At 66.2% G+C, this 13,980-nt stretch carries 16 protein-coding genes; 9 read left to right on the top strand and 7 right to left on the bottom strand.

What is annotated here, in order from left to right; translation table 11 throughout:
* Positions 1-53 precede the first annotated feature (53 nt).
* The 7 genes from AC1DYK_RS19810 (at position 54) to hemP (ending at position 5,854) form a co-directional block, all read left to right on the top strand.
* Positions 54-2,447: a catecholate siderophore receptor Fiu gene (locus AC1DYK_RS19810; RefSeq protein WP_478167855.1), complete on the top strand. Its 2,394-nt coding sequence runs from the start codon at positions 54-56 to the stop codon at positions 2,445-2,447.
* A gap of 85 nt (positions 2,448-2,532) precedes the next feature.
* The gene (locus AC1DYK_RS19805) at positions 2,533-3,213 is read left to right on the top strand and encodes a Fe2+-dependent dioxygenase (protein ID WP_478167854.1); all 681 of its coding nucleotides are present in this window, start codon (positions 2,533-2,535) and stop codon (positions 3,211-3,213) included.
* A 114-nt stretch (positions 3,214-3,327) separates the two neighbouring features.
* Complete coding sequence (locus tag AC1DYK_RS19800; protein WP_478088183.1) at positions 3,328-3,600, top strand: (2Fe-2S)-binding protein; 273 nt, start codon at positions 3,328-3,330, stop codon at positions 3,598-3,600.
* A gap of 103 nt (positions 3,601-3,703) precedes the next feature.
* Positions 3,704-4,390, top strand: coding sequence for an energy transducer TonB (locus AC1DYK_RS19795; protein WP_478167950.1), 687 nt, complete (start codon positions 3,704-3,706; stop codon positions 4,388-4,390).
* A gap of 20 nt (positions 4,391-4,410) precedes the next feature.
* On the top strand, positions 4,411-5,127 hold the full coding sequence (locus tag AC1DYK_RS19790) for a MotA/TolQ/ExbB proton channel family protein (RefSeq protein ID WP_478167853.1): 717 nt from the start codon (positions 4,411-4,413) through the stop codon (positions 5,125-5,127).
* Between the two features lie 5 nt (positions 5,128-5,132).
* Positions 5,133-5,546: an ExbD/TolR family protein gene (locus AC1DYK_RS19785; protein ID WP_478167852.1), complete on the top strand. Its 414-nt coding sequence runs from the start codon at positions 5,133-5,135 to the stop codon at positions 5,544-5,546.
* Between the two features lie 95 nt (positions 5,547-5,641).
* The gene (gene hemP / locus AC1DYK_RS19780; protein WP_478093588.1) at positions 5,642-5,854 is read left to right on the top strand and encodes a hemin uptake protein HemP; all 213 of its coding nucleotides are present in this window, start codon (positions 5,642-5,644) and stop codon (positions 5,852-5,854) included.
* Positions 5,855-6,024: 170 nt separating this feature from the next.
* Here hemP and AC1DYK_RS19775 read toward each other — a convergent pair whose 3' ends face one another.
* Positions 6,025-6,432, bottom strand: coding sequence for a GlcG/HbpS family heme-binding protein (locus AC1DYK_RS19775; RefSeq protein WP_478167851.1), 408 nt, complete (start codon positions 6,430-6,432; stop codon positions 6,025-6,027).
* A 182-nt stretch (positions 6,433-6,614) separates the two neighbouring features.
* On the opposite strand from AC1DYK_RS19775, the gene AC1DYK_RS19770 reads away from it, so the two are divergent.
* Positions 6,615-7,316: a Bax inhibitor-1/YccA family protein gene (locus tag AC1DYK_RS19770; RefSeq protein ID WP_478167850.1), complete on the top strand. Its 702-nt coding sequence runs from the start codon at positions 6,615-6,617 to the stop codon at positions 7,314-7,316.
* 43 nt (positions 7,317-7,359) lie between these two features.
* Here AC1DYK_RS19770 and rlmD read toward each other — a convergent pair whose 3' ends face one another.
* From rlmD to surE, 5 genes are read right to left on the bottom strand one after another with little or no spacing between them, the layout of a single operon-like run.
* A complete protein-coding gene (rlmD, locus tag AC1DYK_RS19765; protein WP_478167849.1) occupies positions 7,360-8,793 on the bottom strand; it encodes a 23S rRNA (uracil(1939)-C(5))-methyltransferase RlmD in 1,434 nt (477 codons plus the stop codon).
* A 41-nt stretch (positions 8,794-8,834) separates the two neighbouring features.
* The gene (locus tag AC1DYK_RS19760) at positions 8,835-9,824 is read right to left on the bottom strand and encodes a sigma-70 family RNA polymerase sigma factor (protein WP_478167848.1); all 990 of its coding nucleotides are present in this window, start codon (positions 9,822-9,824) and stop codon (positions 8,835-8,837) included.
* 4 nt (positions 9,825-9,828) lie between these two features.
* Positions 9,829-10,746, bottom strand: coding sequence for a peptidoglycan DD-metalloendopeptidase family protein (locus tag AC1DYK_RS19755; RefSeq protein WP_478167847.1), 918 nt, complete (start codon positions 10,744-10,746; stop codon positions 9,829-9,831).
* A gap of 11 nt (positions 10,747-10,757) precedes the next feature.
* Entirely contained in the window at positions 10,758-11,531 is a 774-nt protein-coding gene (locus tag AC1DYK_RS19750) for a protein-L-isoaspartate(D-aspartate) O-methyltransferase (RefSeq protein WP_478167846.1), read from the bottom strand.
* Between the two features lies 1 nt (position 11,532).
* Positions 11,533-12,306, bottom strand: coding sequence for a 5'/3'-nucleotidase SurE (surE, locus tag AC1DYK_RS19745; RefSeq protein ID WP_478167845.1), 774 nt, complete (start codon positions 12,304-12,306; stop codon positions 11,533-11,535).
* 128 nt (positions 12,307-12,434) lie between these two features.
* On the opposite strand from surE, the gene AC1DYK_RS19740 reads away from it, so the two are divergent.
* Positions 12,435-13,421 carry an NADPH:quinone oxidoreductase family protein gene (locus AC1DYK_RS19740; protein ID WP_478167844.1) on the top strand — a complete coding sequence of 329 codons (987 nt, stop codon included), beginning with the start codon at positions 12,435-12,437 and terminating at the stop codon, positions 13,419-13,421.
* A 175-nt stretch (positions 13,422-13,596) separates the two neighbouring features.
* On the opposite strand, the gene AC1DYK_RS19735 is transcribed toward AC1DYK_RS19740, so the two are convergent.
* Positions 13,597-13,935: an H-NS histone family protein gene (locus tag AC1DYK_RS19735; protein ID WP_442282432.1), complete on the bottom strand. Its 339-nt coding sequence runs from the start codon at positions 13,933-13,935 to the stop codon at positions 13,597-13,599.
* Positions 13,936-13,980 lie beyond the last annotated feature (45 nt).

Raw genomic sequence — 13,980 nt, 5'->3', positions numbered from 1 at the left:
CGCAGGGACCCGCCAGTCGAGCTCTCAGTTTTGCTTTCACCTGGGATCCCTCCATGGCCTACATCAAGAGCCGCAAGCACGCCGTCGCGCGCGCGCTGCCCCCCTTCGGCAGTGCCGCCGCCGCCACCCTTCTCGCATTGACGCTGCCTGCCGGCGCGCAGACGTCCACGAACACCCTCAAGGAAGTCCGAGTCGAAGACAGCGCCGCGACCGACTTCAAGGTCGACAACTCGGCCAACCCGAAGTTCACCGCGCCGCTGATCGACATCCCGCAGGTGATCCAGGTGATTCCGGAAACCCTGATGCGCGAGCAAGGCGCCACCACGCTGACCGAGGCACTGCGCAACACGCCCGGTGCCGGCGCCTTCTTCCTCGGCGAAAACGGCAACACCACGACCGGCGACTCGATCTTCATGCGCGGCTTCGACGCCTCGAGCAGCATCTTCGTGGACGGCATCCGCGACCTGGGTTCGTTCTCGCGCGATGTCTTCAACGTCGAGCAGGTCGAAGTGGTCAAGGGCCCGTCGGGCACCGACGTCGGCCGCAGTTCGCCGACCGGCTACATCAACCTGATCACCAAGAAGCCCAGGCTGGAAGACAGCTTCTCGGGCTCGCTCGGCTTCGGCACCGCGAGCTACAAGCGCGGCACCATCGACTGGAACAAGGTGGTGAGCGGCGCCGACGGCTCGGGCACGGCCTTCCGCCTGAATGCCGTGGCCGAAGACTCCGGCGTGGACGGCCGCGACTTCATCAACAACAAGCGCTCGGCCATCGCGCCCTCGCTGGCCTTCGGCCTCAACACGCCGACCCGCGTGTTTCTCGACTACCTGTACGTCAAGCAGAACAACATCCCCGACGGCGGCGTCCCGACCATCGGCCTGCCCGGCTACACCACGCCCGATGCGCTGCTGATCAATTCGCCGATCCTGCGCCGCACGTTCCTGAACTACGCCTCGAAGGTCGACCCCAGCAACTTCTACGGCACCAGCTCCGACTTCAACGACGTCACGGCCAACATGTTCACGGCCCGCGTCGAGCACGACATCACGCCCGACATGACGGTGCGTAACGTCACGCGCTGGGGCCAGACCACGCAGGACTACATGCTGACGTCGTTCATGCTCGGCGGCCTGACGGCCAGCCGCGTCGGCAACACCAACACCTACCGGGGCACGGTGCCTGCCGTGACCGCAGGCTTCATCAACACGGTCAATCCGAGCAACCCCGCGACCTGGACGACGACGCGCAACCTGCCAACCAACAAGGACGTCGAAAACAACATCTTCGTCAACCAGACCAGCCTGTCGTCGAAGTTCAACACCGGCAGCTTCAGCCACACCGCGAACATCGGCCTGGAATTGATGCGCGAGAGTCAGGACAACGCGAACTACTTCGGCCCGGGCTTCGCGTCGGTCAACACGACCTTCGCACCCGCAGGCTCCTGGCCGGTCGCCAACCTGTACAACCCGAACCCCTACGTGATCGGTTACAACCGGATCCCGAACGGCACCGGCAACTACGGCAAGACCGACACGGTCAGCCTGTACGCCTTCGACACGATGAAGATCAACGAGCAATGGCAGCTGACCGGCGGCCTGCGCTACGACCACTACAGCACCGACTACTGGGCGACCACGATGGGCACCGGCCCCACCTTCCCGATCACGCCGACCAACCTGTCGACCTCGGGCGACCTCTGGACCGGCAAGATCGGCGTGGTCTACAAGCCGGTCGAGAACGCCAGCTTCTTCGCCGCCTACGGCAACTCGGCGCAGCCCCCGGGCGGCGCCAACTTCTCGCTCGCCGCCTCGGGCACCGGCAACAGCGCCTCGCGCGTCGACTTCGCGCCGCAGAAGGCCGACACCTACGAGATCGGCACCAAGTGGGACGTGCTGAACAAGCGTCTCTCGCTGACCGCGGCGCTCTATCGCACCGAGGTTCGCAACGAGATCGTGCAGGATCCGACCAACACGGCCGTCTACACCCAGGACGGCAAGAAGCGGGTGCAGGGCATCGAGCTCGGCGTGGCCGGTGCGATCACCGACCAGTGGGGCATCAGCGCCGGCCTCACGACCATGGACACCAAGGTCAACGGTTCATCCAACGCGGCGGACCGGATCGACGTGATCCCGTACACGCCGGAACAGGCGTTCACCGCCTGGACCAGCTACCAGTTCCCGTTCGGACTCACCATCGGCGGCGGCGCGCGCTACAACGGCAAGCTCACGCGCGGCTTCGACGGTGCGGTCGGCACACCGGCCTACACCGATGCCTACTGGGTGTTCGATGCGATGGCCTCCTACCGCATCAACAAGAACGTCGAACTCCAACTGAACCTGTACAACCTGTTCGACAAGGAATACGTCGCCGCGATCAACAAGAGCGGCTACCGTTACGTGCCGGGCATCCCGCGCTCGGCCCGCATCACGGCCAACTTCGCGTTCTGACGCGGATCAATGCCGTCGCATCCTCCGGCTGCGACACTCGAGCCCCGGCCCCGCGCCGGGGCTTTTTCTTTGAGGAAACCGCAAGATGATGCTGCATGTCCCCGACGTTCTGAGCGCAGACCAGGTGCGCGAGATTCGCGCCAGCCTGGACGCCACCGAGTGGGTCGACGGCCGCGAGACGGTCGGCGACCAGGGCGCCCGGGTCAAGCGCAACCGGCAGTTGCCGGAGCAATCCGCGGTCGGCCGCGAACTGGGCAAGACCATCCTGGGCGCGCTGGCCCGGAATCCCCTGTTCTTCTCTGCCGCCCTGCCGCTGCGCTTCGTGCCGCCGCTGTTCAATCTCTACGAGGGCGGCGAGCACTACGGCCTGCACGTCGACGGTTCGGTGCGCTCGGTGCCGGGCACCGGCGAGCAACTGCGCACCGACCTGTCCTGCACCCTGTTCCTGTGCGATCCGGAGGACTACGAGGGCGGCGAACTCGAGGTGGTCGACACCTATGGAACGCACGAGGTCAAGCTGCCCGCGGGCGACCTCATCCTCTATCCCTCGAGCAGCCTGCACCGCGTCCACCCCGTGACCCGGGGCGCCCGCGTCTGCTCGTTCTTCTGGCTGCAGAGCATGGTGCGCGACGACCGCCAGAGGGCCATGCTGTTCGAGCTGGACCAGGTGATCGAGAAGCTGCGCGGCCGGCTCGGGGAATGCGAGGAATCGATCGCGCTCACCGGGCAATATCACAACCTGCTGCGCATGTGGTCCGAAGTCTAGATATTCGGGCGGACCGGCTGACCCTGCTTCCGCGATAGTTATTGCAAATGCGAAGAATTCGTATTTATAATCGAGCCTTCTTCAAACAGCCAGCTACAAGCCGCCTTCACCGCCATGATCGTCTGCGTCTGCCGCCGAATCTCCGACCGTGAAATCGCGCGTCATGCACGCGCCGGGATGACGTTCGACGAAGTGCAGTTCGAGCTCGGCGTGGCCACCCAGTGCGGCCAGTGCGAAAGCTGCGCGCGCGACGTGGTCGCGCAATGCAGTGCCTCGCACCCGGTCGCCGCGCTTCACCGCGAAACCGGCACCCAGGCGATCCAGCTTGCCAATTCCATCAAGGAAAGCAACGCATGGAACTCTTCGCGGCACTCGGCGGCAGCCTGATCCTGGTCGCCAGTTCGGTCTGGTGGATTCTTCGCAAGTAAGTCGTTAGCGTAGCGGTTTTGCTGCACCGGGACACCTCTGGGCGTCCGCATTCGAATGATTGATCGTGTCTGACCGCTTTTCCCCGCCTCCCTCGGCCCTTGGCCTGTCGCGCAACGCCATCATCGCCGGCAGCGTGGTGTTGTTCCACGTCGCGGCACTCTGGGCCCTGCAAAGCGGGTTGCTGCGCCGCGCGGCCGAGGTGGTGATTCCGGTCGAGATCCTGAGCGAGTTCATCGAGCCGCCGAAGCCCAAGGAACCCCCTCCGCCGCCGCCGCCAGCGCCAAAGCCCCAGGTCGTCAAAACGCCGCCACCGCCGCGTCCCCAGGCCATCCGCGAGCCAAAGCCGACGCCGGCGCCGAACGCGCCCACGGGCAGCATCGAGCCGCCTCCACCCCCGGCACCGTTGGCCCCACCCGCACCGCCGGCGCCACCCGCACCGCCCGCCGCGCCGCCCGCTCCGCCCTCGGTTCAACTGCCGTCCACCGACGCCGACTACGCGCAGAGCTGCAAGCCCCAGTATCCGGCGATGAGCAGACGCCTGGGCGAGCAAGGCAAAGTGATCCTCACGGTTCTCGTGGGCGCAGATGGCCTGCCGAAAAAAGTCGAAATCAGCCGATCGAGCGGCTACGAACGATTGGACGAGGCGGCGAGAGAGGCGATGTCGAGATGCCGCTTCTCTCCCGGCAAGGTCGGCGGGGTGGCACAAACTATGCCGTACGACGCTCCGGTCGTCTTCACTCAGAAATAGCTTTCTTTTTTGGAGTATTTATGGATTCCCACTTTGGCCTGATGAACGTCTGGCAGCAAGGCGACTTCGTCACCAAGGCTGTCGCGCTGTTGTTGATCGGCATGTCGCTCGCGTCCTGGATCGTGATCCTGATCAAGGCGATCGACGTCATCAGGTACAAGCGCCTCGCGAAGCACTCGCAGGACTTCTGGCACAGCGAGGACTTCGCCACCGCCCTCGCCAAGCTCGGCAAGGACGACGGCAACCCGTTCCGGGCGCTCGCGCTGGAAGGCCGCGAAGCCGCAGCCCACCATCGCAACACCAAGGCCCATCTGCATGACGCGCTGGACGTCAGCGACTGGATCACCCGCGCCCTGCGCAACGGCATCGACGAATTCACCGCGCGCCTGCAGAGCGGCCTGGCGATCCTCGCATCGGTCGGCTCCACGGCTCCCTTCATCGGCCTGTTCGGCACCGTCTGGGGCATCTACCACGCACTGATGAGCATCGGCTCCGCCGGCCAGGCGACCATCGACAAGGTGGCCGGCCCGATCGGCGAAGCGCTCATCATGACGGCGCTGGGCCTGGCGGTCGCCATTCCCGCGGTGCTGGGCTACAACGCCCTGGTGCGCGGCAACAAGTTCGTGCTGACCAAGCTCAACAGCTTCGCGCACGACCTGCACGCCTACTTCGTGACCGGCGCCCGCGTCCAGAGCGGCGGCGGCGAAGCCACGGTCGTTCCGCTCAAGAAGGTCTGACTGCCATGGCCTTCGGAACACAGGACGAACCCGACGAGGTCATGAACGAGATCAACATGACGCCGCTGGTCGACGTCATGCTGGTGCTGCTGATCATCTTCATCATCACGGTGCCCGTGATGAAGCACGCGGTGAACATCGATCTGCCCCGCGCCAGCAGCGAGCCCGAGCAGACCAGGCCCCAGAACATCCTGTTCACGGTCGCCGCCGACGGCAGCTACTACTGGAATGAGCAGAAGATCGACGACGCCGAAGTGGTCGGCCGGCTGGCCGCCGAGGCGGCCAAGGATCCGCAGCCCGAGCTGCACATCCGCGGCGACAAGGCGGTGCGCTACGAGCGTGTCGCGCAGGCGATGTCGGCGGCACGGCAGGCCGGGGTGCGCAAGATCGGCTTCATCACCGAACCGGAACCGAAGTAGTCGCCGCACGCAAGTCAAAAAATTCAATCGCGGCGATTGACTTTTAATTGCGAATGGTTATCATTAACCAACCGCTTCGACACAGGAGTCTTCGAATGTCCGCAACGCCCAACGCCTTCACCGTGCTGAACCATCCGTCGCTGGACCACGCGGGTGGCGGTCGCGCTGCCGCCGAAGTGGCCCGTCCCGCTCCGCTGCTGGAAAGCGCGGAACTCCTCAAGGGCGGCAAGGCCGTCGGCATCCTGCACAACGGCTCGCTCTATCGTCTGCAAGCCACCAAACTCGGCAAGCTGATCCTGACCAAATAGGACCCAGCCCGCCCCTCGCGCAAGTTTCATCGTGGGGCGACTCGAGGAGATTCATCTCCGAAGGGTCGTTTTTTGCTAGCCAACGGTTCGCCGACTAGCCAAGCTTTTTTTCACGCTGACCAACGTACAAACGCCGTCCCGAGGACGGCGTTTTGCTTTGCGGCTGCGCTTCAGAGGCCCAGGGCGGCGATGCCGGCCTTGGCGATCTGCGCATCTTCGTTCGACTTGACGCCGCTGACGCCCACCGCACCGATCACCTGGCCGTCCTTCACGATCGGCACGCCGCCTTCGAGCAGGCCTTCGATGGCCGGAGCCGTCAGGAACGAGGTCCTGCCGCCGTTGATCATGTCTTCGAAGGTCTTGCTTTCACGCCGCCCCATGGCCGCCGTGTGGGCCTTGGCCGGCGCGATATGAGCCGACAGGGCCGCTGCGCCGTCGAGACGCTGCAGCCACAGCAGGTTGCCGCCGTCGTCGGCGATCGCGATGGTCACAGCCCAGTTGTTCTTGAGCGCCTCGGCTTCGGCTGCGGCGGCGATGGCCTTGAGGTCGGCAAGTTCGAGAAAGGATTTGGTCTTCATGGTCTTCCAGCAAAGTTGAGCAACCCTGAAGCATAGCGTTCAGGATGGCAGGCAGCCGCCCTCGCAGCAGGCGAAATCACTGCAGGAATGCGTCCGGTGATGAGGGATTTCTGCGGGTCCGGCCTTGCGGCCCCCTAGAATGCGCCCAACTGCAGCGTTGCAGCCAACCCAGGAGCTCAGCAATGAACGACCGCGTCAACACCCTCGACACCTCCGTCGGCTACGGCCAGACGCTGCCGCAGGCAGAACGCCAGCGCGTCCTGCGCAACACCTACTGGCTGCTGGCCCTGAGCCTGCTGCCCACCGTCTTGGGCGCCTGGCTGGGCGTTTCCACCGGCATCACCCGCGCGCTGACCGGCGGCCTGGGCCTGATCGTCTTCCTGGGCGGCGCCTTCGGCTTCATGTTCGCGATCGAGAAGACCAAGAACTCGGCCGCCGGCGTGCCGGTGCTGCTGGGCTTCACCTTCTTCATGGGCCTGATGCTGTCGCGCCTGATCGCGATGGTGCTGGGCTTCAAGAACGGCTCCGAGCTGATCATGACGGCGTTCGGCGGCACCGCCGGCGTCTTCTTCGTGATGGCCTCGCTGGCGACCGTGATCAAGCGCGACCTGTCGGGCATGGGCAAGTGGCTCTTCGTCGGCGCCTTGGTGCTGATGGTCGGCGCCATCATCAACATCTTCGTCGGTTCGAGCGCCGGCATGATGGCGATCTCGGTCGCCGCCATCGGGATCTTCTCGGCCTTCATGCTGTACGACCTGAAGCAGATCATGGACGGCGGCGAAACCAACTACATCAGCGCCACGCTGGCGCTGTACCTCGACCTCTTCAACGTCTTCCAGAGCCTGCTCGCGCTGCTGGGCATCTTCGGCGGCGAACGGGATTGAGCGCTTCGGCGCTGCATGAATAAGGGCCCCGAGGGGCCCTTTTTCATGCGCGCTCGAAAACCGCAATGGACTCGACGTGCGCCGTGTGCGGGAACATGTTCACCACGCCGGCGTGGGTGCAACGGTAGCCCGCCTGGTGAACCAGCAGGCCGGCGTCGCGCGCCAGCGTCGAGGGGTTGCAGCTCACGTAGACGATGCGCTGGGGCGGCGCCCAGCCGCCGTCGTGCAGCTCGACCTGCTGATGCAGATCGGCCAGCGCCTTGGCGAGCGCGAAAGCACCTTCGCGCGGCGGGTCGACCAGCCACTTGTCGGCGGCGCCGTCGGCCACCAGCATCGCGGGCGTCATCTCGAAAAGGTTGCGGGCGACGAACGTGGTCGGCACCAGCTCGCCGCGACCCGGCACCGCGGCGCGGTTGCGCTCGAAATTGGCGGTGGCGCGCGCCACCAGCGTGTCGCTGCCCTCGATGCCCAGCACCTCGCGCGCCCGGCTCGCGAGCGGCAGCGTGAAATTGCCGAGGCCGCAGAACCAGTCGATCACGCGCTCGTGCGGCCGAACGTCGAGCAGGCGCAGCGCACGACCGACCAGCACGCGATTGATGTGCGGATTGACCTGGGTGAAATCGGTCGGCTTGAACGGCATCGTGACGCCGAACTCGGGCAGCCCGTAGGCCAGCGCCGGGCCGCCTTCCTCGAGCAGCTTGACTGTCTCGGGGCCCTTGGACTGCAGCCACCATTGCACGCCTTCGTTGCGTGCCGCAAAGGCCTTCAGGCGCGCCACGTCGGCATCGGACAGCGGCTCCAGGTGCCGCAGCACCAGGGCGATCACGCCGAGTCCGGTGCCGCTGGGCGAATCGCCGCAGGCCAGTTCGATCTGCGGGCAGGTCTCGCGCGCCTCCATCGAGCCGATCAGCTCGCGCAACGGCATCAGCATGGCGCTGACCTGGGCCGGCAGCACGGGGCAGACCTTCATGTCCGCGAGATAGCGGCTCTTGCGTTCGTGGAAGCCGATCAGCACCGTGCCCTTCTTGACCACGTGGCGCACCGACAGGCGGGCCCGGTAGCGGTAGTGCCAGGCCGGCCCCTCGAGCGGCCGCAGCACGTTCTCGGGCCGCACCTTGCCGAGATGCCAGAGGTTGTCCTCGAGCGAACGCTGCTTCACCGCGACCTGTGCCGCCGCATCGAGGTGCTGCATCTTACAGCCGCCGCAGGCACCCGCGTGCAGGCCGAAATGCGGACACCCCGGGCGCACGCGCTGGGACGACTCGCGGTTGATCGCGGTCACCGTGCCCTGCTCCCAGTTGTTCTTCCTGCGGTGCACGTTGAAGCGCACCTCCTCGAAGGGCAACGCACCTTCGATGAACACCACCATGCCGTCGGCCTTGTGCGCCACGCCCTGGGCATCGAGATCGAGCGACTCGACCTGCAACCATTCATCGCGCGCGGGGGGCGCTTCCTTCTTCTCTGTAGCTTCCGTCATCCCCCGATTGTCTCAGGGCCGAGGGCGGCGAGCGCCGGCCGCTACAGGAACGCGTCGCGCTGCACGCCCGCCCGCACCAGCTGCCGGCGCATCTTGGCCAGCGCCTCGTTCTGGATCTGCCTCACGCGCTCTCGCGTCAGGCCCAGGCGCACGCTCAGCACTTCGAGCGTCTCGGGATCGCGGTCGTGCAGGCCGAAGCGGCCTTCGAGCACTTCGCGCTCCCGTTCGCTCAGCACCAGGATCCATCGGTCGAGGAGTTTCTCGACCTCGTGCGTCTGCGTGACCCCGATGGGATCGCAGCCCTCATCGTCCGAAGCCACGGTATCGGCCAGCGTGAAACTGTCGTCGCCGCGCTCGCCGCCGGCATCGAGGGAGCGCGGCGCCTCGGCGAGCGCCAGCAGATCGGCGACTTCCTGGACCTCGCGGCCCAGCAGCGCAGCCACGTCCTCGACCCGCACGCCATCGGGTCGGCGGGCCAGGAAATCGGCGTCACCCTCGAGCGCGCGGCGGGCCCGCATCACCTGATGCAGCTCGCGCACCACGTGCACCGGCAGGCGTATGGCGCGGGCCTGCATCATCGCCGCCCGCTCGATCGCCTGCCGGATCCACCAGGTCGCGTAGGTTGAAAAACGAAAGCCCCGCTCGGGCTCGAACTTGTTGATCGCGTGCATCAGGCCGAGATTGCCTTCCTCGATCAGATCGGCCATCGGCACGCCGCGCCCCAGGTAGCCCTTGGCGATGTTGACCACCAGCCGCAGGTTGTGCTCGATCATCGACTGCCGGGCGGCGAAGTCGCCGCTGCGCGCGGCGCAGGCGGTGCGGTACTCCTCGTCGGGCGTGAACAGCTGGGTGCGCCGGATCTCGCGCAGATAGATCGTCAGCGAGTCGCCGCCGCCCAGTCCGACCGGCAACGCGTCGCCCGCCCTGTCGTCCGGGTCCTGCTCGGAGAAGCGAGCCTCGGGCTGGATGTCGCCGCCGTTGCCCGCCACTCGCCGCACGTCCGCGGTGCGATGAGGGCGAGAGGCGGCCATGGCGCTAACGCGTCGGCAGGTAGCGGGCCGGATCGACCGGCTTGCCCTGGCGGCGGATTTCGAAATGCAGCTTGACGCGATCCGCATCGCTGTTGCCCATCTCGGCAATCTTCTGGCCCTTCTGCACCGACTGGTCCTCCTTCACGAGCAGCGTGCGATTGTGCGCATAGGCCGTGAGATAGGTGTTGTTGTGCTTCAGGATGATGAGGTTGCCGTAGCCACGCAGGCCGGCGCCAGCGTAGACCACGCGCCCGTCCGCGGCGGCGAGCACCGAATCGCCGGCCTTGCCGGCGATGTCCAGGCCCTTGTTCTTGGATTCGTCGAACCCGGCGATCAAGGAGCCCTGCGCGGGCCAGATCCAACCCACGTCCTCGTCGCCCGAAGCTGCGGCCGGCGGGGTCGGCGAGGCGGTGACGGGTGCTGCGGGCTTGACCGCCGGACCCGCTGCCGCTGCCGCTGCCGCTGCCGCTGCGGTGGCCGGTGCGACGATCGGCTGCGTCCCGGGCCGCGCGGCGTCAGTGGCGGGCGCTGCCGCCACAGCGGTCGCGCCGGTCGGCGGGATCACGCGCAGCACCTGGCCGACTTCGATCAGGTCGGGATTGTCGAGATTGTTCCAGCGGGCGATGTTCTGCCAAGTCTGCCCGGTCTCGATGCCGATGCGACGGATGGTGTCGCCCGGTCGCACGGCGTAGTAGCCGGGCTTGCCATAGTTCTCGATCCCGGGCAGCGGCTTGCCCGATGCATCGGTGGTGATCGGAGGCCCGCCGGGAACGCCGGACCCGTTCGTCGCGCCCGGCGCTTGCGTCATGGTGCCGCGGTCTTCGACCGGCACCGGACCGCGTGGTGAGGCACACCCCGCAATCACGAGCACACCCACCAGCGTGACGCCGGAGAGCCAGCTCCGATTGCCAATACCCTGCATTGTTCTTCCCTTCAAGCAATTCCCGATTTTAGGGGGACAAAGTGAACAGCCTCAAGAACGCGGCGCTCGAGACCGCGCGCTGTTTTGTCGATGACGACCAGCGCCTGGCCGCCGGTCGCGGACTGGGTCGGCGCGACGATCCGGCCGCCGACGGCCAGCTGCGCGGTCCAGGCTTCGGGCACCGCCTCGCCGCCCGCTGCGGCGATGATGCCCGCATACGGCGCGCCCTTCGGATAGCCCACCATGCCATCACCCAGCATCAGATGGACGGTCGCCAGCCGGAACGACCGCAGGTTCACCCTCGCCCGCTCGTGCAGGCCGCGCAGCCGCTCGATGCTGTAGACCTCGGCCGCCACATGGCTCAGGACGGCCGCCTGGTAGCCGCAGCCGGTACCGATCTCGAGCACGCGGCCCAGGCGTTCGCCGGGCTTGTTGGCCAGGGCCGGCGCGCCGAGCAGCAGTTCGATCATGCGCGCCACCACGTTCGGCTTCGAAATGGTCTGGCCCAGACCGATCGGCAGGCTGGTGTCCTCGTAGGCCTGGTTGACCAGCGCACTGTCGACGAACAGATGGCGTTCGACCGTGCCCATGGCACGCAGCACGCGCGCGTCGGCGATGCCCTGGGCGGCGAGCCGCTGGACCATGCGCGCCCGCACCGCGTCCGAGGCCATCGAGGGCGTCGTCGGAACCATCGGCTTGAGCGGCACGGCGGGCATGCGCCCGCGGGTCGCTGCGGAGGCCGTGGGCGTCAGGCGTACGGGAAAACCCGGCCGTTGGTTGCCCAAGTCAGCCCCCCGCCGCGCTGCGCGCGACACGCGCCATCGTGTCGCCCCAGTGCGCGAGGTTCGAGTGATCGGTGAGATCGACCTGCAGCGGCGTCAAGGCCACGTGGCCCGCGGCAGTGGCATGGAAATCGGTCCCTTCGCCACTGTCCTTCGCCCCGCCGGCACCGGCGATCCAGTACATGGTCTCGCCCCGCGGGCTGTCCTGCGTGATCACCTTTTCGGCCGCATGGCGGCGCCCCAAGCGGCAGACCTTGACCGGCTTCAGTTCGTCGAAGGGCCGGTTCGGCACGTTGACATTGAGAAGGAAGGCATTGCCACCGAGCATCTGCTCGCGCTCGATCTGCTCGACCAGGCGCCGTGCCACGCGCGCCGCGGCATCGACATGCGCCCAGCCCTTCTCGATCTGCGAGAAGGCGATGGCGGGGATGCCGAACAGATAGGCCTCCATGGCGGCGCCGACGGTGCCGGAATAAATCGTGTCGTCGCCCATGTTGGCGCCGTTGTTGATGCCGGACACCACCAGGTCGGGCCGGTAGTCGAGCAATCCCTTGAGGGCGATGTGCACGCAGTCGGCGGGCGTGCCCGTGACATAGCGGAAGCCGTTGTGCGCCTTGTGCACGTAGAGCGGCGCGGCCAGCGTGAGGGCGTTCGACTTGGCGCTGTTGTTGTGCTCGGGTGCGACCACCTCGACCTCGGCGACGTCCTTCAGCGCGTCGTGCAAGGCGACGAGGCCGGGTGCCTGGAAGCCGTCGTCGTTCGAAATAAGTATCTTCATGGCATCAGTCAGTGGCGGCGATTGTAGGCGGCGGTGCGTCACGGCTGGGACATGCACCGCCTGCGCCGCCCGCCTATCATGACCCGGATTTTCCATAGACCCCAGACTCATTCACAGGAGACACGAGCATGCACGCATGGCTCTGCGAAAACCCCGTCGGCGTCGAGGCGCTGACCTGGAAAGAACTGCCGACGCCCACACCGGGCCCGGGACAGGTGCTGATCGAAATCAAGGCCGCGAGCCTGAATTTCCCGGACCTGCTGATCGTGCAGAACAAGTACCAGATGAAGCCGCCGCTGCCGTTCGTTCCCGGCTCCGAATATGCGGGCGTGATCGCCGCGGTCGGCGAAGGCGTCACGACCCTGAAGGTCGGACAGAACGTCGCGTGCCTGTCAGGCACCGGTGGCTTCGGCACCCACACGCTGGCGCCGGCGGCGCTGTGCATGCCATTGCCCGACGGCTTCGGCCACGTCGATGCCGCGGCCTTTGTCATGACCTACGCGACTTCCTGGCACGCATTGATGGACCGCGCTCAATTGAAGGCCGGCGAGACGGTGCTGATACTCGGCGCGGCTGGCGGTGTCGGCACCGCAGCCATCCAGATTGCCAAGGCCGCGGGAGCCAGGGTCATTGCAGCCGCATCGACCGAAGAAAAATGCGAGCTTTGCAAGTCCATTGGCGCCGACGCGGCGATCAACTACACGACGCATGCATTGCCCAATGGCTTTCGCGACGCGATCAAGGCCGCGACCGACGGCAAAGGCCCGGATGTCATTTACGACCCGGTGGGTGGCGAATTCGCCGAACCGGCATTCCGCTCGATCGCCTGGCGCGGCCGCTATCTGGTGGTCGGTTTTGCCGCCGGCCCGATCCCCTCGCTGCCATTGAATTTGACGCTGCTCAAGGGCGCATCGCTGGTCGGCGTGTTCTGGGGCGATTTCGCGCGCCGTGAACCCAAGGCCAATGCCCAGATGATGGCCGAATTGGCGAAGTGGTACAGCCAGGGAAAGGTCAAGCCAGTGATCGACCAGACCCTGCCGATGTCGGAACTTCGCGCCGCCTATGCGCACATGGGCTCGCGCGGCGTCAAGGGCAAGCTGGTCCTGATTAATTAGCTCGCCCCCAGGTTGGGCTCACTTCGTGTAGCCCGCCCACCCCCTACCGGGGGCAACACCGGCGGACCGGCGGAGCCGGATCCGCGGTGTTTCACGAACGGGCCTGGCTTTGCCGGCCCCCCGAACGCAAAAAAGCCCGCGGCAGCGGGCTTTTTTGACTGCGGACGGACGAGGGTTACTTGATCTCGAAGTCCGACAGCGATTTGCCGGCGTTCAGCGCCTCGGTGATCCAGCGCGGCTTGCGGCCACGGCCGCCGGACCAGGTCTCGCCGGTGGGGCTGCGGTATTTGGCAGCGCTCTTGGGCGCAGCGACGCCAGCACTGCGCTTGCCGGCACGCACGCCAAGCTTCAGGTCGCTGGCGGTCAGGCCGTATTCGGCGATCTTCTTGCGCAACTCCTCGATAACGCCAGCCCGCTCCTGATTTCTCAGATCCTCGGCTTGCTTGCGCAATTGCGCGATCTGCTCGTCGTGCTTCTTGATCTGGGAATTGATGTCTGCAAGGGTTGAGGCCATCTGTGCTTATCCTCTAATTGGAAAGCCAAAATTCTAATTCATATT

It is taken from the genome of Variovorax sp. P2_H12 (genome assembly GCF_056403395.1).
Note: the sequence above shows the minus strand (reverse complement) of the source record. Positions and strands in the feature narration are given on the sequence as shown.